Annotated in this window: 18 protein-coding genes; 13 read left to right on the plus strand and 5 right to left on the minus strand. The window is 69.5% G+C overall.

The features are described 5' to 3' along the window. Positions 1-195: 195 nt before the first annotated feature. Positions 196-795 (minus strand): TetR/AcrR family transcriptional regulator, encoded by a 600-nt coding sequence (locus tag A2790_RS02830; RefSeq protein WP_293387380.1) that lies wholly within the window; start codon positions 793-795, stop codon positions 196-198. A 161-nt stretch (positions 796-956) separates the two neighbouring features. Between A2790_RS02830 and A2790_RS02835 the strand changes: the two genes are divergently transcribed. The 6 genes from A2790_RS02835 to A2790_RS02860 all read left to right on the plus strand — a co-directional run bounded on the left by A2790_RS02835 (position 957) and on the right by A2790_RS02860 (position 11,844). Then, complete coding sequence (locus A2790_RS02835) at positions 957-2,147, plus strand: efflux RND transporter periplasmic adaptor subunit (protein WP_293387382.1); 1,191 nt, start codon at positions 957-959, stop codon at positions 2,145-2,147. Positions 2,148-2,356: 209 nt separating this feature from the next. Continuing rightward, positions 2,357-5,530, plus strand: coding sequence for an efflux RND transporter permease subunit (locus A2790_RS02840; RefSeq protein ID WP_293387384.1), 3,174 nt, complete (start codon positions 2,357-2,359; stop codon positions 5,528-5,530). Positions 5,531-5,541: 11 nt separating this feature from the next. Then, positions 5,542-6,948, plus strand: a complete 1,407-nt coding sequence (locus A2790_RS02845) for a TolC family protein (protein ID WP_293387386.1) — start codon at positions 5,542-5,544, stop codon at positions 6,946-6,948. Positions 6,949-7,084: 136 nt separating this feature from the next. Continuing rightward, positions 7,085-8,167 (plus strand): recombinase RecA, encoded by a 1,083-nt coding sequence (gene recA, locus A2790_RS02850; RefSeq protein WP_293387388.1) that lies wholly within the window; start codon positions 7,085-7,087, stop codon positions 8,165-8,167. 268 nt (positions 8,168-8,435) lie between these two features. Next, positions 8,436-11,093 (plus strand): alanine--tRNA ligase, encoded by a 2,658-nt coding sequence (gene alaS, locus A2790_RS02855; protein WP_293387390.1) that lies wholly within the window; start codon positions 8,436-8,438, stop codon positions 11,091-11,093. Positions 11,094-11,187: 94 nt separating this feature from the next. Further along, positions 11,188-11,844 (plus strand): PEPxxWA-CTERM sorting domain-containing protein, encoded by a 657-nt coding sequence (locus A2790_RS02860; RefSeq protein WP_293387392.1) that lies wholly within the window; start codon positions 11,188-11,190, stop codon positions 11,842-11,844. Positions 11,845-11,908: 64 nt separating this feature from the next. Here A2790_RS02860 and A2790_RS02865 read toward each other — a convergent pair whose 3' ends face one another. After that, positions 11,909-12,292, minus strand: coding sequence for a VOC family protein (locus A2790_RS02865; RefSeq protein WP_293387394.1), 384 nt, complete (start codon positions 12,290-12,292; stop codon positions 11,909-11,911). A gap of 122 nt (positions 12,293-12,414) precedes the next feature. Between A2790_RS02865 and A2790_RS02870 the strand changes: the two genes are divergently transcribed. Further along, positions 12,415-12,675 carry a hypothetical protein gene (locus A2790_RS02870; protein ID WP_293387396.1) on the plus strand — a complete coding sequence of 87 codons (261 nt, stop codon included), beginning with the start codon at positions 12,415-12,417 and terminating at the stop codon, positions 12,673-12,675. 67 nt (positions 12,676-12,742) lie between these two features. Here the strand turns inward: A2790_RS02870 and A2790_RS02875 are convergent, their stop codons facing one another. Both A2790_RS02875 and bla read right to left on the minus strand, forming a co-directional pair. Next, a complete protein-coding gene (locus tag A2790_RS02875; protein ID WP_293387398.1) occupies positions 12,743-13,957 on the minus strand; it encodes an NADP-dependent isocitrate dehydrogenase in 1,215 nt (404 codons plus the stop codon). Positions 13,958-14,035: 78 nt separating this feature from the next. Continuing rightward, complete coding sequence (bla, locus tag A2790_RS02880; RefSeq protein ID WP_293387400.1) at positions 14,036-15,094, minus strand: class A beta-lactamase; 1,059 nt, start codon at positions 15,092-15,094, stop codon at positions 14,036-14,038. Between bla and A2790_RS02885 the strand changes: the two genes are divergently transcribed. From A2790_RS02885 to A2790_RS02910, 6 genes are all read left to right on the plus strand, one after another. After that, positions 15,093-15,872 (plus strand): RNA methyltransferase, encoded by a 780-nt coding sequence (locus A2790_RS02885; protein ID WP_293387402.1) that lies wholly within the window; start codon positions 15,093-15,095, stop codon positions 15,870-15,872. The two genes, bla and A2790_RS02885, sit on opposite strands and share 2 nt — an antisense overlap. Continuing rightward, a complete protein-coding gene (locus tag A2790_RS02890) occupies positions 15,869-16,957 on the plus strand; it encodes a nitronate monooxygenase (RefSeq protein WP_293387404.1) in 1,089 nt (362 codons plus the stop codon). Before A2790_RS02885 ends, A2790_RS02890 begins: the two co-directional genes overlap by 4 nt. After that, positions 16,954-18,195: a DUF1254 domain-containing protein gene (locus tag A2790_RS02895; RefSeq protein WP_293387406.1), complete on the plus strand. Its 1,242-nt coding sequence runs from the start codon at positions 16,954-16,956 to the stop codon at positions 18,193-18,195. The genes A2790_RS02890 and A2790_RS02895 overlap by 4 nt, the downstream gene beginning before the upstream one ends. 47 nt (positions 18,196-18,242) lie before the next feature. Further along, positions 18,243-19,568: a DUF1254 domain-containing protein gene (locus A2790_RS02900; RefSeq protein WP_293387408.1), complete on the plus strand. Its 1,326-nt coding sequence runs from the start codon at positions 18,243-18,245 to the stop codon at positions 19,566-19,568. Between the two features lie 424 nt (positions 19,569-19,992). Next, entirely contained in the window at positions 19,993-20,610 is a 618-nt protein-coding gene (rpsD, locus tag A2790_RS02905; protein WP_068873960.1) for a 30S ribosomal protein S4, read from the plus strand. A gap of 87 nt (positions 20,611-20,697) precedes the next feature. Continuing rightward, positions 20,698-21,072 carry a hypothetical protein gene (locus tag A2790_RS02910; RefSeq protein ID WP_293387411.1) on the plus strand — a complete coding sequence of 125 codons (375 nt, stop codon included), beginning with the start codon at positions 20,698-20,700 and terminating at the stop codon, positions 21,070-21,072. Here the strand turns inward: A2790_RS02910 and A2790_RS02915 are convergent. Further along, on the minus strand, positions 21,031-22,161 hold the full coding sequence (locus A2790_RS02915; protein WP_293387413.1) for a mechanosensitive ion channel family protein: 1,131 nt from the start codon (positions 22,159-22,161) through the stop codon (positions 21,031-21,033). The genes A2790_RS02910 and A2790_RS02915 overlap by 42 nt on opposite strands. Positions 22,162-22,199: the final 38 nt, after the last annotated feature.

Here is a 22,199-nt window from a genome sequence, read left to right on the forward strand (position 1 = left end):
GGCTGCGCCGGCCTCGCCCCGTGGTCCCCCTCCCCCGCTTCGCAGGGGAGGTAAAGGTCACCGGGTCGGAGGCCGAAATTGGCGTCCCGCCGCAGAGTGGATGTTGCGCGAAGCCAGCCCTTAGCGAGAGCCAAACCGTCTCTCCAACACCTCGCCGCATCTTCGGGGGCCTTGCCGGCCCGCCGCGGCCCCCGCCTAACCCAGGAACGCCTTGATCAGCGTCCGGGCGGTCGTGGCCAGGGAGCGGACCGGCCCGGATTCCTGCAGGGTCACGCGCGAAACATGGCCGCCTTCCAGCAGCATCATCAGGGCGTCGGCGAGGCCGCTGTCCTTGGCGCCGGCCGCGGCCGCCATCTCGCTGAGCCGGCGGTGCATCTCGCGCTTGTGCTCGACGGCCACCATCCGGGCCGGATGGTCCGGCTCGTGCAGCTCCAGCGCGGCGTTCGACAGGGCGCAGCCATGGCTCTCTGCGCAGGTCTTGTTCGCGAAGCCCTCGAACAGCGCCTCCAGCTGGCGCCGCGGGTCGCCGGCGTAGGGGGCGATCACCTCGTCCCACCAGGCCAGGCCGTCGCGCGATTCCTCGCGGAGGCACTCGGCCACCAGTTCGTCCTTGGACGGGAAGTTCCGATAGAGCGTCATCTTGGTCGCGCCGGCCTCGGCCGCGATGGTCTCGACCCCCACGGCGCGGATGCCGCGCTCGTAGAACAGTTCCTTTGCCGTATCGAAGATCCGGTCGCGGGCCGACTTTCGCGTGAGGCCGGCGGTGTCCGCCGCGCCGCTGCGATCAGCTTCCATCCCCATTTTTATCGTTGTCCTTCCATTGACGTGAGAGTGACCGGTCAGTATCTATTGCGCAGATGATACCGAACGGTCTCGTCACATTTTCAATGTGCGCCTAGGCGACCCGGTTTTCAAGCGCCGGGCCCTGCGGCGCAAAATCACTCCCGGAGACGGTCATGCGTGTGTGGACCCTGGCGCGGACAGGCGCCCTTCTGGCTCTTTCGTTGTTCGTCGCCGGCTGCGGCGCCCAGGCCCAGGACAAGGCGGGCGATCCCCCGCCGCCCGAGGTCACCACCGCCGCCGTGGTCACCCGGGCGCTCCGCCCCTGGGACGAGTTCACCGGGCGACTGGAGGCCGTCGACACGGTTCAGGTCCGCCCGCGGGTCGGCGGCTATGTGGACAGCGTCCGCTTCACCGAGGGGGCCGTGGTCCGCCAGGGCCAGGTCCTGTTCCAGATCGACCCGCGCCCGTTCCAGGCCGAGGTCGCCCGCCTCACCGCCGAGGTGGCGGCGAACCGGGCCAAGCTCGATCTGGCCGCTGCGAACCGCCAGCGGGCCGAGCGCCTGGTGGAAGAGCAGGCGCTCTCGCGCAGCGAGTACGACCGCCTGGTGTCCGAGGAGAAGGCGCAGCGCGCCGTCCTGGACGCCGCCGCAGCCGCGCTGGATTCCGCCCGTCTCAACCTCGAATTCACCCGCATCACGGCCCCGATCAGCGGCCGCGTCTCGCGCGCCATCGTCACGCCGGGCAACCTGGTCACCAGCGCCGACGTGCTGACCACCGTGGTCTCCGACACCCCGATCTACGCGACCTTCAACGCCGACGAGCAGACCTACCTCCGCTATGCCGCCTCGGCGCGCAGCCGGCCGGGGCCGGTCTATCTCGGCCTGATGACCGACGAGGGCTACCCGCACGAGGGCCGGCTGGTGTTCGTCGACAACGTCGTCAACGCCCAGAGCGGCACCATCCAGGGGCGGGCCCTGTTCCAGAACGCCGACGGCCGGTTCACCCCGGGCCTCTTCGCCCGCATCAAGCTGGTGGGCGAGGAGGCGCAGCCGACGGCCCTGGTCCCCGACCGCGCCATCGCCGCCGACCTCGGCAAACGCTTCGTCCTCGCCGTGGGGCCGGGCGACGTGGCCCAGTACCGGGCCATCGAGGTCGGCCCGCGGGTCGGCGACCTGCGGATCGTGCGCAGCGGCCTCAAGCCCGGCGAGGTCATCATCGTCGGCGGCGGCCAGCGGGTGAAGCCGGGCCAGAAGGTCGCGCCCACCCGCACCGTGATCAAGCTGCCCGAAGCCGAACTGGCCCAGGTCGAGGCCCGCCCCGCGCGCATCGCCCTGGCCGACCGATCCGCGGTACGCGCCGAATAAGGCTCTTCTCCTCACCCGTAGGGGGAGGGGGACCGTCCGAAGGACGGTGGAGGGGGAGCGACCATACTCGGTGCTCCCGGCACACCCCCTCCACCATGCTGCGCATGGTCCCCCTCCCCCTACGGAGGAGGAGGGGTGATCACCCTCGAACGCCGAATTTGATCGGTCCGAGAGACCGACGCCATCCCCTCAAAGCCCGGACTCCGTCCATGAACTTCTCGCAGTTCTTCGTGAACCGCCCGCGCTTCGCGGCGGTGCTCTCGATCATCATCTTCGTGGTCGGCCTCATCGCCCTGCCGCGCCTGCCGATCAGCGAATATCCGGAGGTCGTGCCCCCCACGGTGGTGGTGCGCGCCGTCTATCCGGGCGCCAATCCCGCCACCATCGCCGAGACCGTGGCCTCGCCGCTGGAACAGGCGATCAACGGCGTGGAGGGGATGCTCTACCAGTCGTCCCAGACCACCGCCGACGGGGTGATGACGCTCACCGTCACCTTCGCGCTCGGCGTCGACCTGGATAAGGCCCAGGTCCAGGTGCAGAACCGGGTGGCCCAGACCCTGCCCAAGCTGCCGCAGGAAGTGCAGCGCGCCGGGGTGGTGACCAACAAGGCCTCGCCCGACCTGACCATGGTCGTCCACCTGATCTCGCCGGATCAGCGCTACGACATGCTGTACCTGTCCAACTACGCCCAGCTCCGGGTCCGCGACCAGCTCGCCCGGCTGGAGGGCGTGGGCGACGTGCAGATGTTCGGCTCCGGGCCCTACGCCATGCGCGTCTGGTTGGACCCTGAGAAGGTGGCGGCCCGCGGCCTGACCGCCGGCGACGTGATCCGCGCGATCCGCGAGCAGAATGTCCAGATCGCCGCCGGCCAGCTCGGCGCCCCGCCGGCGCCCGGGGCCGCAGACTTCCAGGTGGCGATCAACGCCCAGGGCCGCCTCAGCGACGAGGAGGACTTCCGGGGCATCATCATCCGCACCGGCGCGGCCGGCGAGATCACCCGCCTGGGCGACGTCTCGCGCGTCGAGCTGGGCTCCAACAGCTACGCCCTGCGCTCGCTTCTGAACAACAAGCCGGCCATCGCCCTGCCGATCTTCCAGCGCCCCGGCTCCAACGCCCTCGACATCTCCACTGAGGTCCGCGCGACCATGGAGACGCTGAAGAAGGACTTCCCGGAAGGCGTCGACTATCGGATCGCCTACGACCCCACCGTCTTCGTCCGCGGCTCCATCGACGCGGTCACCCACACCCTGGCCGAGGCCATCCTGCTGGTGGTCCTGGTGGTGGTGCTGTTCCTGCAGAGCTGGCGGGCCTCGGTGATCCCGCTCATCGCCGTGCCGGTCTCGCTGGTGGGCGCCTTCGCCGTCATGCACATGATGGGGTTCGGCCTGAACACCCTGACCCTGTTCGGCATGGTCCTGGCGATCGGGGTGGTGGTCGACGACGCCATCGTGGTGGTCGAGAACGTCGAGCGGAACATCGAGCTCGGCCTGCAGCCCGCCGAGGCGGCCCGCCGGGCGATGACCGAGGTGACCGGCCCAATCATCTCCACCGCCCTGGTGCTGTGCGCCGTCTTCATCCCCACGGCCTTCATCAGCGGCCTGACCGGCCAGTTCTATCGCCAGTTCGCCCTGACCATCGCCATCAGCACCCTGATCTCGGCGTTCAATTCCCTGACCCTGTCGCCGGCCCTGGCGGCGGTGCTGCTGAAGCCGCATGGCGCGCCCAAGGACCGCTTCCAGCGCCTGATCGACCGCGGCTTCGGCTGGCTGTTCGGCCCCTTCAACCGCTTCTTCGCCCGCGCCTCCGACGGCTACGTCGGCGGGGTGGGGCGCCTGCTGGGTCGGTCGAAGGCGGCGCTGGCGGTCTATGTGGTGCTGATCGGCTTCACCGGCCTGATGTTCGCCACCACGCCGTCGGGCTTCGTGCCGCCGCAGGACAAGCAGTACCTGGTGGCGGCCGCCCAGCTTCCGGACGCCGCTTCCCTGGACCGCACCGAGGCCGTGATCCGCCAGATGAGCGACATCGCGCTCAAGACCCCGGGCGTCGAGGACGCCATCGCCTTCCCGGGTCTGTCCATCAACGGCTTCACCAACAGCCCCAACGCCGGGATCGTCTTCGTCACCCTGAAGCCCTTCGACCAGCGCAAGGGCAAGACCCTGTCCGGCGTCGCCCTGACCGAGCAGCTCAACGCCAAGTTCGGCGCGATCCAGGACGCCAACGTGGCGGTTTTCGCCCCGCCCCCGGTGATGGGCCTGGGGCAGATCGGCGGCTTCAAGATCCAGATCGAGGACCGCGCCGGCGTCGGGGCCGAGGAGCTCTACAAGCAGACCCAGGCCGTGGTGGAGGCCGCCTCGAAGGAGCCCAGCCTCGCCGGCGTCTTCTCCGGCTTCCAGATCAACGTGCCCCAGGTCACCGCCGACATCGACCGCGAGAAGGCGAGGGCGCAGGGCATGTCGCTCACCGACCTATTCGAGACCATGCAGGTCTATCTTGGGTCTCTATACGTCAACGATTTCAACCGCTTCGGGCGGACTTATGAAGTCGACGTGCAGGCCGATCAGAAGTTCCGCCTGGATCCCGAGGACGTCCTGCGCCTGCAGACCCGCAACGGGGCGGGCGACATGATCCCGCTGGGCGCCTTCGTGACCTTGCGCCACACGTCCGGGCCCGACCGAGTGCCGCACTACAACGGCTACCTCTCCGCCGAGATCAACGGCGGGCCGGCGCCGGGCTACAGCTCGGGCCAGGCCGAGGCGGCCATGGCGCGCATCGCCCAGGAGACCCTGCCCAACGGCATGAGCTACGAATGGACCGACCTGACCTATCAGCAGATCCTGGCGGGCAACACGGCGATCTATATCTTCCCGCTCTGCGTGCTGCTGGCCTTCCTCGTGCTGGCCGCCCAGTACGAGAGCTGGACTCTGCCGCTGGTGGTCATCCTGATCGTGCCGATGTGCCTGCTCTGCGCCCTGGTCGGCGTGCGGCTGGTGGGCGGCGACAACAACATATTCACCCAAATAGGTTTGATTGTCCTCGTCGGCCTCGCCTGCAAGAACGCGATCTTGATCGTTGAATTTGCTAGGGAAAGGGAAGCCCATGGGGTCCCGACCTGGGACGCCGTGCTCGAGGCCTGCCGTCTGCGTCTGCGCCCGATCCTGATGACCTCCCTGGCCTTCATCATGGGCGTCGCCCCGCTGGTCTATTCCACCGGCGCCGGCTCCGAGATGCGCCGGGCGATGGGCGTGGCGGTGTTCTCCGGCATGCTGGGCGTCACCCTCTTCGGCCTGATGCTCACCCCCGTCTTCTACCTCCTGATCCGCCGGACCGTCGGCCGCCGGGGCCCCCGCCTCGTCGCCGCCGACGCGCCGCACGCGGCCGAGTAGGAACCCTTGCGATGACCAAGCTCATTGGCCCCCTGGCGGCGGCGCTCCTGCTGTCCGCCTGCGCCGTCGGCCCGCGCTACGAGACGCCGAAGACCCCGCCGGCCACGTTCGCCGTCAAGTCGGATAGCTTCGCGGCCGCGCCGTTCGAAGCGGCGTGGTGGACCGCCTTCGAGGACCCGATCCTCGACGACCTGGAGCGCCGCGCCCTGGCGGGAAACCTGGACCTGCGGGTGGCGGTAGCCCGTGTCCGCGAGGCCCGCGCCCTGTTCCGCGACACGCGGCTGGACCAGCTTCCCCGCGTCACGGCGTCAGGCGGCTATGCCGACGGCCGCACGCCCCAGCCGGGCGGGCCGCCGATCACGGACAGCACCTGGCAGGCCGGCTTCGACGCCGGCTGGGAGATCGATCTCTTCGGCCGCGTCCGTCGCCAGGTCGAGGCCGCCCGCGCCGACGTGGGCGCGGCTGAGGCGGATCTCCGCGACGCCCAGGTCTTGGTCGCCGCAGAGGTGGCGCGGAACTACTTCGAGTACCTGGGCGCCCGCGACCGCCTGGCCGTGGCCCGCCGCAACCTCGAGACCCAGCGCGACACCCTGCGCCTGACCAAGTCGCGCTTCGACGTGGGCCTGGGCGATGCGGTCGGCGTCGCCAGCGCCCAGGCGGCGCTCTCGGCCACCGAATCCAGCATTCCGCTCTTCACCATCCAGGCGACCCAGGCCGCGCATCGGCTGGCCGTGCTGGTGGGCGAGCGGCCCGGCGCCCTGGACGCCCAGCTGGCGCCGGAGCGCCCCCGCCGCGTGCTGGCGCGGGCCCTGCCGATCGGGGACGCCTCGGCGCTGCTCCGCCGCCGTCCCGACGTGGCCGCCGCCGAGCGTCGCTTGGCCGCGCAGACCGCGCGCGTGGGCGTCGCCACCGCCGACCTGTTCCCGCGGGTGACGGTTACCGGCTTCGTGGGCTTCCTGTCTGGCGACCTGTCGTCGCTGGGCGGCGACGCCAGCCGGATGTGGAGTGTCGCCCCGGCGGTCTCCTGGCCCGCCCTCGACTTCGGCGGCGCCCAGGCCCGGCTGCGCGTGCAGCAGGCTCGCAGCGACGCGGCGCTGGCGACCTACGAGCAGACGGTCCTGTTGGCGCTGGAGGACGTGCAGAACGCCCTGGTCGCCTATGCCCAGACCCAGTCCCGCGTCGCCAGCCTGGCCCAGCGCTCGGCCGCCTCCCGCCGGGCCGCCGAGTTGGCGCGCGTGCGATATCGCGAGGGCGCCACGGACTTCCTGACTCTGCTCGACGCGGAGCGGACCCTGCTCGAGGCGGAGGATGCGGAAAGCGCCGCGCAGACCACGCTGAACACCCAGGTGGTGGCTCTCTACAAGGCGCTAGGCGGCGGCTGGGAGGCGCCGGCTGCCACCGCGCTCGCCCGAAACTAGCCACGTCAAATCCGGACGTAGGCCGAAAAAGAACATGTTGCGAACATAGAACGAAGCCGGTACGTCTGAGTCCTGCGAAGGGTCCGGTGGTTGGGCCCGTCCGATTGGCGGAATCGTGGGATAGAGGGTGCATGGCATGGCACAGTCGGCATTGAAGCTCGTGGGCAAAGAAGACGGTGAGAAGCAGCGCGCCCTCGAGGCGGCGCTGACCCAGATCGACCGGGCGTTCGGCAAGGGCTCGGTCATGCGGCTGGGCGAAAAGGGCAAGGTCGAGATGGAGTCCTACTCCACCGGCTCGCTCGGCCTGGACCTGGCGCTTGGCATCGGCGGCCTGCCCAAGGGGCGGATCGTGGAGATCTACGGCCCGGAGTCGTCGGGCAAGACCACCCTGGCGCTGCACGTGGTCGCCGAGGTGCAGAAGTCCGGCGGCACCGCCGCCTTCGTCGACGCCGAGCATGCGCTCGACCCCGGCTACGCCCACAAGCTGGGCGTGAACCTGGACGACCTGCTGGTCGCCCAGCCCGACACGGGCGAGCAGGCGCTGGAGATCACCGACACCCTGGTGCGCTCGAACGCCGTGGACGTGATCGTGATCGACTCGGTGGCCGCCCTGACGCCGCGCGCCGAGATCGAGGGCGAGATGGGCGACAGCCTGCCCGGCCTGCAGGCCCGCCTGATGAGCCAGGCGCTGCGCAAGCTGACCGCCTCGATCTCCAAGGCCAAGACCCTGGTCATCTTCATCAACCAGATCCGCATGAAGATCGGGGTGATGTACGGCTCGCCCGAGACCACGACCGGCGGCAACGCCCTGAAGTTCTACGCCTCGGTCCGCCTGGACATCCGCCGCACCGGCTCGGTGAAGCTGCGGGACGAGATCGTCGGCAACAACGTCCGCGTGAAGGTGGTGAAGAACAAGACCGCCCCGCCGTTCCGCGAGGTCGAGTTCGACATCATGTACGGCCAGGGCATCTCCAAGCTGGGCGAGATCATCGACCTGGGCGTGAAGGCCGGCGTGATCGAGAAGTCGGGGTCCTGGTTCTCGTGGAACAGCCAGCGCATCGGCCAGGGCCGCGACAACGTCCGCGAATTCCTCAGGCAGAACCCCGACATCGCCGACCAGATCGAAAAGCAGGTCCGCGGCGCCAAGGACGTCATCGAAGAAGAACTGCTGGTCGGGCCCAGCCCGGGCGAGGCGGACGAGGAAGACGGTTCCCTCTAGGGAGCGCTTCACGGCGGCTCACGCCCCGGGGCGGGCCTTTCCGCCAACCCCCGGTCCGTCCCGACGAGCCACCCGACGCGGGGGCCGCCGGCGATCCTCAGGAGGCTGGACGCTCGGGGCGCACCCCCGGGCGTCCTTTCTTTTTGGCGCCGCGTCTCTCCGCGAGCCGCGCCTTTTCCTTTGGCGGTCCGGCCGAGGTTTCGTAAAGGGTCGGCGGTCCCCACCTGGGGGGTGGCGACCTGTCCAACAGCTTGATGAATGTAGCCCGATGCCGAGCCTGAACGAGATCCGGACCCACTTCCTGGACTTCTTCCAGCGGAACGACCACGCCGCCGTTCCGTCGGCTCCGCTCGTGCCGCAGAACGATCCGACGCTGCTGTTCGTCAACGCCGGCATGGTGCCGTTCAAGAACTACTTCACCGGCGCCGAGACCTCGCCCTGGCCGCGGGCGGCCAGCTCGCAGAAGTGCGTCCGCGCCGGCGGCAAGCACAACGACCTCGACAACGTGGGCTACACCGCCCGCCACCACACCTTCTTCGAGATGCTGGGGAATTTCTCCTTCGGCGACTATTTCAAGGAACAGGCGATCACTCACGCCTGGACCCTGCTCACCAAGGACTTCCAGCTTCCGGCCGAGAAGCTGACGGTGACCGTCTATCACACCGACGACGAAGCCCACGCCCTGTGGAAGAAGATCGCCGGCCTGCCCGACCACAAGATCATCCGCATCCCGACGAGCGACAACTTCTGGTCCATGGGTGACACCGGCCCGTGCGGCCCGTGCTCCGAGATCTTCTTCGATCACGGCGACCACATCTTCGGCGGGCCGCCCGGCAGTCCGGACGAGGATGGCGACCGGTTCGTGGAGATCTGGAACCTGGTCTTCATGCAGTTCGAGCAGTTCGCCGACGGCACGCGCACGGGTCTGCCCAAGCCGTCGATCGACACCGGCATGGGGCTGGAGCGGATCGCCGCCGTCATGCAGGGCGTGCACGACAACTACGATGTCGACCTGTTCCGCACGCTCATCGCCGCCAGCGAGGACGCGACGGGCGTGAAGGCCGATGGCGAGGCCAGGCCGTCACACCGCGTGATCGCCGACCACCTGCGCTCGTCCAGTTTCCTGATCGCCGACGGCGTGCTGCCGTCGAACGAAGGCCGCGGCTATGTCCTGCGCCGGATCATGCGCCGCGCCATGCGCCACGCCCACCTGCTGGGCGCCGAGGAGCCGTTGATGCACCGCCTGGCGCCGACGCTGGTGAAGGAGATGGGCGAGGCCTATCCCGAGCTGCGCCGCGCCGAGCCCGCCATCGTCGAGACCCTGCGACAGGAGGAGGAGCGGTTCCGTCGCACGCTCGGCCGCGGCATGACCCTGCTGGACGAGGCGACCGCCGGCCTTGCGGAAGGCGCCGTCCTGTCGGGCGAGACCGCCTTCAAGCTTTACGACACCTACGGGTTTCCGCTCGACCTGACCCAGGACGCGGTGCGCGCCAAGGGTCTGACCGTGAACCTCGACGAGTTCGACGCGGCCATGAAGCGTCAGCGCGACATGGCGCGCGAAGCCTGGACCGGCTCCGGCCAGGTGGCGGCAGCGGCCGAATGGTTCGCCATCCGCGACCGCCTCGGTCCCACGGTCTTCATCGGCTACGACAACACCGAGGCGACCGGCGAACTGCTGGCCCTGGTGGAAGGAGGACACGAGGTCGACACGGCCGGAACCGGCGCCAAGGTCCAGGCCCTGTTCGACCGCACGCCCTTCTATGCCGAGAGCGGCGGTCAGGCGGGCGACCGCGGCGAGATCGAATGGGACGGCGGCCGCGCGCGCGTCACCGACGTCCAGAAGCAGGCGGGCGACCTGCACGTGCACGACCTTGAGATCCTGGAGGGCGCGCTCGCGCCGGGCGCGCGCGTACGCCTGGCGGTGGACGCGGAGAACCGTGCGACGACGCGCTCGAACCACTCCGCCACCCACCTGCTGCACGCGGCGCTCCGCAACGTCCTCGGACCGCACGTCACCCAGAAGGGCCAGATGGTCGATGGCGAGCGGATCCGTTTCGACTTCAGCCATGGCCAGCCCCTGACCATCGACGAGCTCGACCGGATCGAGGCCGAGGTGAACGCGGTGGTCCGCCAGAACCTCGCGGCCGAGACCAAGAACATGCGCCCGCAGGAGGCCATCGAGGCGGGCGCCATGGCCCTGTTCGGTGAGAAGTACGGCGACACCGTGCGCGTGCTGACCCTCGGCCAGGCCCTCGGCGGCGACGGCGCCTATTCGGTCGAACTGTGCGGCGGCACCCACGTGGCGCGGACGGGCGACATCGCTCTCTTCAAGGTTGTGTCGGAGCAGGGCGTGGCGGCGGGCGTGCGCCGGATCGAGGCCCTGACCGGGGAGGCGGCGCGGCGCTGGCTGCTGGACCAGGCGGCGGTCGCCAAGGGCCTGGCCGAGCAGTTCAAGGTTCCGGTCGCCGAGGTGGCGGCGCGGGTGGAAGCGCTGCAGCTCCAGGCCCGGAAGCTCGAGAAGGAACTGGGCGACGCCAAGCGCCAGCTCGCCATGGGCGGCGGCGGCGGGGCGGCGGCCGGTCCCGAAGACATCGGCGGCGTGCAGGTGATGGCCCGCGTCATGGACGGCGTCGGCGGCAAGGACCTGCGGCCGATCGCCGAGGAGTTCAAGAAGCAGCTCCCCGACGGCGTGATCGTCCTCATCGGCACGGCGGACGGCAAGGCGGCGGTGACCGTCGCCGTAACCGGCGCGGCTCAGGCGAGGTTCAACGCCGCGGAGCTGGCGAAGGCCGGGGTCCTGGCGATGGGCGGGCAGGGTGCTGGCGGCCGTCCCGACTTCGCCCAAGGCGGGGCCCCCGACGGTGACAAGGCCGCCGACGGGCTGGTTGCAATCAAAACTGCATTGGGCGCCAAAAATCCCCTGTGAGTTGTCAGTGCTGGCGGCACGCCAAAGCCGCGCTTAAGGTCCTGTTTACGTTTCAGGGCCTGCTCGCAGGCTGTTCGGGGGTTTGAAAATGAGCATGAAATTCGTTGCGGCCTTGGCCGCTACCGCCGGCCTTGCGCTCGCGGCCACCCAGGCCAATGCGACCGTCTTCGCCGGCAACTGGGAACTGACGACCTATCAGGCCAGCGATCCGGGCCTGGTGCTGAACGTCTACAACATCGGCTCGACGAGCTTCAACGTGGACCTGTCCGCTCAGGATCCGCAGTACGATCCGCTCTTCTATCTCTACACGAACGAGACCCACCTGAACCCGGACGACCTCGCGGCGTCGCAAATCTCGCTGAAGTTCACCTTCACCTCGCCGGACGGCAATGACGGCCCGCTGGTGATCGGTGGGACGACGCAAGGCTCCTACGAGTTCTTCGGCCTGGTGCAAAACGGCCAGCTGACCTGGGCCAACGGCGGTCAGGCGCAGCTTCAGTGGGGCTTCAACGACCCGAACCTGATCACGCCGGGCATCATGACCCTCTCCGTCAATGGCGGCGAGTTCAACGAAGGCTTCCTGGGCCTGAACGAAGGCAAGCACCACGGCCTGAAGGTCAAGGCGAAGTTCGACTGGGACCAAGATCCGACCTTCGGCGTCGTGCCGGAGCCGGGCACCTGGGCCCTGATGATCGGCGGCTTCGGCATGGCCGGCGCCATGATCCGCCGCCGCCGGGCGATCGCCGCCTAGGCGCGCGACAGACGACGAGATGCGGACGGCCGGGGTTCTGCCCCGGCCGTTTTGCGTTGTGGTCCTAGCTGGCCAGATAGACGCAGTACTTGTTGCCCACGGGGTCGCGGAAATAGGCGGCGTAGAAGCCGCTGGTGGCCTCGGGCGGGCGGAAACCGGGGCCGCCTTCGTCGGAGCCGCCGGCCGACAGCGCCGCCGTGTGGGCGGCCTTCACCTGATCCTGGGTCTCGGCCTTGAATGCGACCATGATACCGTTGCCCGCGCGGGGCGCCTCGCCATCATACGGCCGGCAGATGCCCAGACAGGGCTCCCCGTCCTTCGGCCCATAGAACGCCCACCCCGGAAACGGTTCGCTGCGCGCCCAACCGAGGGCGCCCAGCGTGGAGTCGAAGAAGGGCAGCGCCGCCTCGACGTCGTGCGCCCCGATGGTCACATATCCGATGCTCATCCAGTCCTCCTGCAGATGCGGGCCGATGCTAGCGGAGCGGTCGAACAAAGCAAGAACGTTGACTTGTTCGTCAGTCAGGCGTTCCCTTGAGGTCGACGCTTGGTTTTTCCGGAGGATCCGACATGGAAGACCGTAGTCATTTCGGCGAGCAGACCCAGGACGTGGTCGAGCACGAGCGCACCTACCACGCCTTCAGTATCCTGGTGCGCTGGTCGATGCTGGCGATCGGCAACGCCATCTTCTGGTTCACCCTGTGGTTCGCCACGCCGGCGGGCTTCCTGGGCTCGACCGTGGCGGCGATCGCCACCTTCATCCTCGGCTACATGGTGCTTGTCCGGCGCGAGGAGAAACAGCCTCTGAACCTCTGGGTAGAAGGCCGCTGAAACGAAGCGCGCCGCGCACGGTCCCCCGTACGCGGCGCGGATCACTGCCGGTGACGCCAGGCGTCGGTCAGGCGGCGAGGGCCTTTTCCAGGTTGGCCGCCACCTTGTCGATGAAGCCTTCGGTCGTCAGCCAGCCCTGGGTGTCGCCGACCAGCAGCGCCAGGTCCTTGGTCATCGAGCCGCTCTCGACGGTCTCGACGCAGACGCGCTCGAGGATCTCGCAATAGCGGTTCAGCTCGGCGTTGCCGTCGAGCTTGGCGCGGTGCTTGAGGCCCTGGGTCCAGGCGAAGATCGAGGCGATGGAGTTGGTCGAGGTGCTTTCGCCGCGCTGATGCTGGCGGAAGTGGCGCGTGACCGTGCCGTGGGCGGCCTCGGCTTCCATGACCTTGCCGTCCGGGGTGATCAGCACCGAGGTCATCAGGCCCAGGGAGCCGAAGCCCTGGGCGACCTGGTCGGACTGCACGTCGCCGTCGTAGTTCTTGCAGGCCCAGATGAAGCCGCCGTTCCACTTCAGGGCCGAGGCGACCATGTCGTCGATCAGGCGGTGCTCGTAGACCAGGCCCGCGGCCTTGAACTGGTCGGCGAACTCGGCCTCGTAGATCCCCTGGAAGATGTCCTTGAAGTTGCCGTCGTAGGCCTTGAGGATCGTGTTCTTGGTCGACAGGTACAGCGGATACTTCCGCTGCAGCGCGTAAGCGAACGAGGCCCGCGCGAAGTCGGCGATCGAGTCGTCCAGGTTATACATGGCCATCGCCACGCCGGAGCTCGGGTAGTCGAAGACCTCGTGCTCGATGACCTTGCCGTCGGCGCCCTCGAACTTGATGGTCAGCTTACCGGGGCCGGGCACCTTGAAGTCCGTGGCGCGGTACTGGTCGCCGAAGGCGTGGCGGCCGATGATGATCGGCTGGGTCCAGCCGGGGATCAGGCGCGGCACGTTCTTGCAGATGATCGGCTCGCGGAAGACGACGCCGCCCAGGATGTTGCGGATCGTGCCGTTCGGCGACTTCCACATCTTCTTGAGGTTGAATTCCTTCACCCGGGCTTCGTCGGGGGTGATGGTGGCGCACTTGATGCCGACGCCGTGGCGCTTGATCGCCTCGGCCGCCTCGACCGTCACCTTGTCGTCGGTGGCGTCGCGGTGCTCCATGCCGAGGTCGTAGTAGTCGATCTGGAGGTCGAGGAACGGGAAGACGAGCTTGTCCTTGATCAGCTTCCAGATGATGCGGGTCATCTCGTCCCCGTCGAGGTCTACGACGGGGTTGGCGACTTTGATCTTGGCCATGAGGGGCGGGCGCTCCGGGCGTAATTCGTTTGGGGCCGTATAGCCGCCACAGCCGCCGACGCAAAGGCTCCCGAAGGGTTACCCCACCGCTCTGACCGCCGCGCGGGTCACTTCGGCGATGATCCGGTCGCGACCGCCCTCATCCAGGGTCGATCCTGAGAGGAAAACCGCCAGGGCGTACGACCGCCGGTCGGCGAGGGTGAAGATCCCCACGTCGTTGTGCGCGGTGCTGATTCCCTGATCGACGCCCGACGTGCCCGGCCGGTGCGCGAGGAACGCATCCCTGGGCAGGCCGGCCCTGATCCGCTCGCCGCCACGCCGGGTGCGGCCCATCAGCTCGATCAGCCGTTTCGTCGAGGCTGGCGAGACGAGCTCCTGGCGGTCCAGCATCTGCAGAAACTCCAGCATGCCGCGCGGGGTGGCGGTATCGCGTGGGTCGGACATGTAGCGGCGCATGGCGGCCAGGCGTTCCGGCGCCGGTGTCGCCGCCCGCGCCTCTGCGAAGCGTGCGCCGTCGCGCCAGGCCGGCCGGAACGAGGGCATCCCGTACACGGCAGGCTGAAGCTCGCGCTCGTAGCGGTCGACCCGCACCTCGGGCACCCGCCGCGCGGTCAGCCAGGCGGTCACCGCCCCCGGCCCGCCGATCCGCTTCATCAGGACATCGGCGGCGGTATTGTCGCTGTCGATCACCATGGCCTCGAACAGGGCCTGGGCGGTGTAGTCGCGCCGACCAGGCCAAGCGGCGGCGATGGGCGAAACGGCGGGGGAAAGCTGCTCCTCGGTGAGGACGAACGGCTCGGCGAGCATCATCCGGCCCGCGTCCGCCTCGGCCAGCACCGCGGCGGCCAGGGGCAGCTTGAAGACGCTCTGCATGGGAAAGCGCCGGTCGCCGTTGAACGTGTAGGCCTGGCCGCTCTCGAGGTTGCTGAGCCCGACGCCCAGGGCCGCCGGACGGGCCGCGCCGGCGATGGCGGAGACCGCCCGTCCCAGGCCTTCGATGTCGATCCGCGGCGTCGTGGCGACGGTCACCGGCATCTTCGGCTCGCACGCCGCCAGCAGGCCCGCGGGCGCGGCGGCGAGCAGGGCGCGACGGTCGAGGGTTGCCTTCCGGCGAGCGGGCTCTTCTAAACGCGGCATGGCCGAAGCGTCTCCTATCCCGCCTGTCATTATCCTGAACGCGCCACAGCTGGCCGAGAACATCGGCGCCGTCGCGCGGGTCATGGCCAATTTCGGCCTTTCAGAACTCAGACTCGTGAACCCCCGCGACGGCTGGCCCCAGGAACGGGCCTGGGCCCTGGCGTCGGGCGCCGAGTGGCCCCTGAACGCGGCCCGCGTCTACGACACCGTGGCGGAGGCCATCGCCGATCTGAACGTGGTCTTCGCCACCACCGCGCGGCCGCGGGAGCTGACCCTGCCGATTCTCACCCCGCGCAGCGCGGCCGGCGAGCTTGCGCAGGCCTGCGGGCGGGGCGAGCGGTGCGGCCTGCTGTTCGGCGGCGAGCGGGCAGGGTTGGAGACCGCCGACATCGCGCTCTGCCAGGCCGTGATCACCATTCCCATCGATCCCAAGTTCCGCTCGCTGAACCTGGGCCAGGCGGTGGCGATCAACGCCTACGAATGGCGGATGACCGTGGCCGATGCGGCGCCGCCGGCATTCCGACCCGGACCCGGCCCAGCCACGGGCGAGGCGATGCTGGGCCTCTACGAGCACTTGGAGCGGGAGCTTGAGGCCGCGGGCTTCTTCCATCCGCCTGAGAAGACCCCGAACATGATCCAGAACCTGCGCTCGGCCCTGGGCAAGGCGAAGTTCACGGACCAGGAGGTGCGCACGTTCCGGGGCGTGATCACCGCGCTCAGCCGCGGGCGGGGCAAGGTGCTGGAGAAGATCGCCCGCAAGACGGACACGCAGGAATGAACCTCGCCGCCCTCCTCGACAGCCTGCCGATCCCGATCGTCCAGGCGCCGATGGTGGGCGCCTCCCTGGATGCCCTGACCATCGCGGTGAGCGAGGCGGGCGGGATGGGGACCCTGGCGGCCGGCGCCCTGCCGCCCGCCGACATTGGCCCGATGGTGCAGGCGGTCCGGGATCGAACATCCAAACCCTTCGGGGTGAATTTGCTGATGGCGCCGAAGGCCGATCCGGCCCCTGGCGACATCGACGCGGCCCTGGCCCGGCTCGCGCCCTGGTACGCCGAACTCGGCGCGCCGCTGCCGGGGACGCCCAACGCCTTCGCGCCGGACTTCGAGGCCCAGTTCGACGCCCTCGTGGCCGCCGCGCCGCCGGTGGCCTCCTTCACCTTCTCGATCCTGACGCCGGCGCAGGTCCGGCGGCTGCAGGCGGCGGGGACCTACGTCGTCGGGACGGCTACGACCGCGGCCGAGGCGCGGGCGTGGGCGGAGGTCGGGGCGGACGGGATCTGCGCCCAGGGGTTCGAGGCCGGCGGCCATCGCGGCCACTTCCTCGCCGACATCGAGGAAAGCCTGGTCGGCACGCTGGCCCTGGTGGCGACCATCCGCGCGGCCGTCGATCTGCCGGTCATCGCTGCGGGCGGGATCATGGACGGGCGGGGCGTGGCGGCGGGGCTGGCCTTGGGCGCGGCGGCCGTCCAGATGGGCACGGCGTTCCTGCTGGCGGACGAGGCGACGACCTCGGCGCCGTGGCGCCGGGCCGTGGCGCAGCCAACCGACGATCCGACGCGCCTGACAAGGGCCTTCACCGGCCGCTACGCCCGCGGAATCGAGAACAGGTTCATGCGTCTGATGCATGGGGTGCAGGACGACGTCCCCGCCTATCCTGTCCAGAACCGGCTGACCCAGCCGTTGCGCGCCGCCGCCGCCAAGGCCGACGACCCGGAGATGCTGTCTCTCTGGGCCGGCCAGGCGGTGAGGCTGGCGAAGCCGGGTCGCGCGGCGGAGATGATCCGGGCGTGGTGGGCCGAGGCGGCGGAGGTCGCCGACGCGGTCGCCGCCCGGACCCGGAGAGGACTGGAGCGCGAGTGACCGACCTGAAGACCGCGGCGAGGGACGCCTACATCTACACCCTGCCGCTGATCGAGGTGGCCACCACACGCCAGCGCGGCCAGGCCGCAGGCCACCGGATGGGCGTCTTCGCCCACGTGCGGCACCTGGCCAACCACAAGCACCGGGCGGTGACCACACCCAACACCGACACCCTCTATTCCACGGCCCAGATCGACCTATCGGCCGGGCCGGTGACCATCACCTTGCCGCCCGCCGGCGACCGCTACCTCTCGCTGGCGCTGATGGACGCCTACACCAACAACTTCGCGATCCTGGGCACGCGGACCACCGGTCCCGACGGCGGGACGTTCCGGCTCGTTGGGCCGCGCGAGGCGGTGGAGGGCTGGAACGTCGTCCGCTCGCCCACCGACCACGTGTGGGCCCTGGCGCGGATCCTGGTGGAGAGCCCCGAGGACGTGGAGGCCGCCCGCGAGGTGCAGGCCGGGATCTCGCTGCAGGGGCCGGCGTCGGAGATGCCGGGGCCCTACGCGCCGCGCTCCGCCGACTGGCGCGAGTACTTCGCCAGCGCGGCGGCCCTGATGGCGGCCAACCCGCCGCCGGTCACGGACCTAGGACTGCTGCGCACCCTGGCGCCGCTGGGCCTGCTGGACGGCTTCGATCCCGCCCGGTTTTCGCCGGCCGAGGTCGCCGAGATCGAAGCCGGCGTGGCGGAGGGGCGCAAGGCGGTGCGGGGCGGCGGGGGCCTGTCGGGCACGGAGTTCGTGCAGGGCTGGTCCTATCCGAGCTCCCGGCTGGGCGACTTCGAGCAGGACTACCTGCTGCGCGGCGCCGTGGCCCTGGGGGGCCTCGCCGCCCTGCCGCCGGCCGAGGCGATGTACCTGCAGGCCGAGGGGCCGCTGCCGCGCAAGCTGTTCGACGGAGCGCAGGCCTGGCGGCTGCACTTCCCGGCCGGCGAGCACCTGCCGGTGAACTCGTTCTGGTCCCTCAGCCTCTACGAGGCGACCGACGACGGGCAGTTCTTCTTCTGGGACAACCCGTTGAACCGCTATGCGATCGGTGATCGCACGCCCAGGCTGCAGACCAACCCGGACGGTTCGCTCGACATCTGGATCGGCCACGAAAGCCCCGGCGCGGATCGGGAGAGCAACTGGCTGCCCGCCCCGGCCGCGCCGTTCGCGCTCTTCATGCGCGCCTACCTGCCGAAGCCGGAGTTGCTTCAGGGCTATTACCGTATGCCTCGGCTCGCGGTTGCCTGAGGCCGCCCGGCCCATCAGGTTCCCGCCACTTGAGGGAGGCGTTGCAGGTGAACAGGCGTGAGCTTCTGGCGGCGGTGGCCGTGGTCGGGATGATTCCGGGAGCGCGGGCGTTCGCGGCCGCCGGCGACCTGAAATCGGCCGCGCGCGAGGCATGGCTCTACGGCCTGCCCTGGATCGAGATGGCCGCGGCCCGCGACCGTATGCTGGGCAACAAGGGCGGTCAGCCGGCGGGGCTCAACGCCTTCGGCCACAGCCGGAAGCTGATCGGTCCCGAGGGCCTGACCATCACGTCGCCAAACAATGACACGATCTACTCCAGCGCCTGGCTGGACCTGACTCAGGGCCCACTGACGCTGACCGTCCCGCCGACCGGGGATCGGTACATCTCGCTGGCCGGGATGAACATGTACACCGACAACGACTTCGTCCTGGGCACGCGAACCACGGGCGGGGCCGGCGGGCGCTACACCATCGTCGGGCCGGGGCAGGCGGGGGCGGGGCCCAACACGGTGCGCCTCAACACCGCCCACGGGTGGCTTCTGGCTCGGACGCTGGTCGACGGGCCGCAGGACCTGCCGGCCGTCCACAAGATCCAGGACCAGCTGCGGCTGTCGGGTCCGGCGGGCGTGCGCCCGGCCAAGGTCTACGCGACCCGGCACTCGCCGGCGCTCGAGTACTTCGCCTCCCTGGCGGAGCTTCTGAAGTCGGATCCGCCGCCCGCCACGGACGGCGTCCTCTTCGGCCGCGCCACGCCGCTGGGGCTGTCGGCTGTCGGCGGGTTCGACCCCAGGCGGTTCGACGCGGCGGCCGTCGCCGAGATCGAGGCCGGGGTGGCCGAGGCCCGGAAGGCAATCGACGGCATCCGGCCCGGCGCGTCCGTGCAGGGCTGGACCTATCCGCGGCACACGCTCGGCTATTTCCACCAGGACTATCTATTCCGCGCGGCGGTGGCGGTGATCGGGCTGGCCGCGCTTCCACCCGCCGAGGCGATGTACATGCAGCCGGTCGCCGACAAGGGCCGGATCTTCGACGGGACCGGCCCTTATCGCCTGCACTTCCCGGCCGGCCAGATGCCGCAGGTGAATGCGTTCTGGTCGCTGACCATGTACCGGCCGACGAAGGACGGGCAGTTCTTCCTCGTGGAGAACCCCATCAAGCGCTACTCGATCGGCGACCGTACGCCGGGGCTCAGGAAGAATGCGGATGGCTCGCTGGACCTGTGGATCGCGCGCAGCGATCCCGGCGGCGACATGAGCGCCAACTGGTTGCCGGCGCCGTCCGATGGCCCGTTCAGCCTGAGCTTCCGCGCCTATCTGCCGACCCCGGACTTCCAGGACGGCCGCTACCGCTTGCCCGCGCTGCAGCAGGTGTGAGGCGAGGCCAGCAGGGCGTCGCGACGACGACACGAAGGGTTGCTCCGCACGCCGCTCTCGGGCGGCGGCGGCTACAACCGCCGCCGCAGGCCGTGATCGGCCGACCGCCCCGGCGACAGGGGAGGCCGGCCTCACGGCGAGCTGTCCGGCCAGGGTCAGCCCGCTGATCTGACGTCGATCCTCTGGATCGACGCCTCTAGCGGCCCTGCCAGGAGACGGCGACGGTCGCGCGCATGCGTTGACCTGGCGCAAAAACCTGCGGGTTTCTTGACTCGGGGGCCTCCGGAAGCCATACACCGCCCCTTCCAGCCGCCGGGGTTTCCTCGCGTGGCCGGAAACCTATGACGGGTTGATGCGAAGCCGCCGTTGAGATCGCGATCCTCATCCGAAGGGTCGCCGGCTCGGATCGAATGAAGAGTGGAATATGTCCAAGCGCCATAGCGCCAAGTACAAACTCGACCGCCGGATGGGCGAAAACGTCTGGGGTCGCCCGAAGTCTCCGATCAACACCCGCGCCTACGGCCCCGGCCAGCACGGCCAGCGCCGGAAGAGCAAGGTCTCGGACTTTGGCCTCCAGCTCCGCGCCAAGCAGAAGCTGAAGGGCTACTACGGCAACATCACCGAGAAGCAGTTCGTCCGCATCTACACGGAAGCTGCGCGCCGCAAGGGCAACACCTCGGAGAACCTGATCGCCCTGCTCGAGTCGCGCCTGGATGCGGTCGTCTACCGCTCCAAGTTCGTCCCGACCCCGTTCGCCGCCCGCCAGTTCGTCAACCACGGCCACGTTCTGGTGAACGGCAAGCGCGTGAACATCGCCTCCTACCGCGTGAAGCCGGGCGACGTCGTCTCGGTCCGCGAGCGCTCGCGCAACATGGCCCTGGTCCTGGAAGCCCTGCAGTCGTCGGAGCGTGACACGCCCGACTACATCACGGTCGACGCCAAGGGCATGGCCGCTACGTTCGTCCGCGCGCCGGAACTGGCCGAAGTGCCGTACCCGGTGAAGATGGAACCGAACCTCGTGGTCGAATTCTACGCGTCGTAAGGCGCCCCGACCTCGAAGCGATTTCGCGAAGGCCCCGGAGTGATCCGGGGCCTTTTGCTTTGGCCGCCGCTGTGGCGGAGTGGGGCCATGAACCGCCGCCTCTTCATCCTGACCGCACTGGCCCTCTGCGGCTGCGCGACCGCGCCGCCGCCGGTCCTGGCGCCGGCCGGCTCGGGGCTTGCCGAGCTGGAGCCGCTGTACCGCGCCGACGCCGGGCGCGAGGCGCTGACCATCAGCGTCGCCTCCAATGGCTGCACGGCCAAGGCCGACTTCGCCTTCTACCTCGAGCGAAAGGGGGAGGCGGTCACCCTGGCCTTCGGGCGTAAGCGCCTCGACACCTGCCGGTCGTTCGCCATGGGCAAGACGGACATGGCCTTCACCTGGGCCGAGTTGGGCGTGCCGCCGCGGACGCCGGTGTTCCTACTGAACCCGCTGCTCGCCTGGACGGGCCCCGGCCGCTGAGCCGTCCTCTCCTGCGGCGGTCCGCAGCGCGATCCGGTCGACCGGCAGGGCCTCCGGGTGCTCTTCGCGAAGCCATTCGATCATCCGCTCGCGGATCTCGCAGCGCAGGTCGAAGGCGGCGCCCGCACTGCCGGCGCTAGCCAGGATGCGGACTTCCACCGTGCGCTCCTTCAGGTCGGTGACCTGCACCACCGAGACCTTGCGGTCCCAGTGCGGCGAGGCGTCCAGGACCGCCTTCAGCTTGCCGCGGATGGCTTCGACCGGCACGTGGTAATCGACGTACAGCATCACGACGCCCAGCATGTCGGCGGACTCCCGGGTCCAGTTCTGGAACGGCTTCTCCAGGAAGTACTTCAGCGGCACGATCAGCCGCCGCAGATCCCAGATGCGGATCACCACATAGGTCGAGGTGATCTCCTCCACATTGCCCCATTCGCCCTCGACGATGACGGCGTCGTCGATGCGGATGGGCTGGGTGAGCGCGATCTGGACGCCGGCCAGCAGGTTGGAGAGCACCGGCTGGAGCGCCAGGCCGACGATGATCCCCGCCGCGCCGCCCGCGGCCAGCAGGCTGACCCCAAGCTGGCGGACGCCCGGTATCGTCATCAGGGCGAAGGACGCCGTGAGGAGGACCACCAGCGTGGCCAGGGCGCGCCGCAGGATCCGGATCTGGGTCTGGTGTTTGCGGGCCAGGAGGTTGTCCGCCACGTCGATCCGGTAGCGCCGCAGATAGAGGTCGGAGGCGATGTCCAGCGCGGTCATCGCGGCCCAGCCCCAGAGCAGGATGAAGGCGATCAGCAGGCCGTGCTGGACCAGGTTGGCCTCGCGGACGGGCAGCGGCGCCGCATGGATCGCCCACGCAATGGCGATGAGGCCCAGTGCGAGCCTTGCCGGACCCCGGGTCCGGAGCAGCAGCGGCCGCCAGAACGAGTCCTTGGCGCGCAGGCGGCGCCGGAGCACGCGCACCACGCCGCCGTAGAGTAGTTGTGCGGCCAGTAGGGCGGCGGCGATCAGGATGAGGCTGAACACCCAGGCGGGCGCCCAGTCGAAGCGGGCTTCGACGGTTCGTACGAGCTGGTCGAGGGTCATGGAGAGCCAACCCGCCACGCGGCGGATTGTTCACCGCA

Source organism: Phenylobacterium sp. RIFCSPHIGHO2_01_FULL_69_31, assembly GCF_001824475.1.
Taxonomy (GTDB): domain Bacteria; phylum Pseudomonadota; class Alphaproteobacteria; order Caulobacterales; family Caulobacteraceae; genus Phenylobacterium.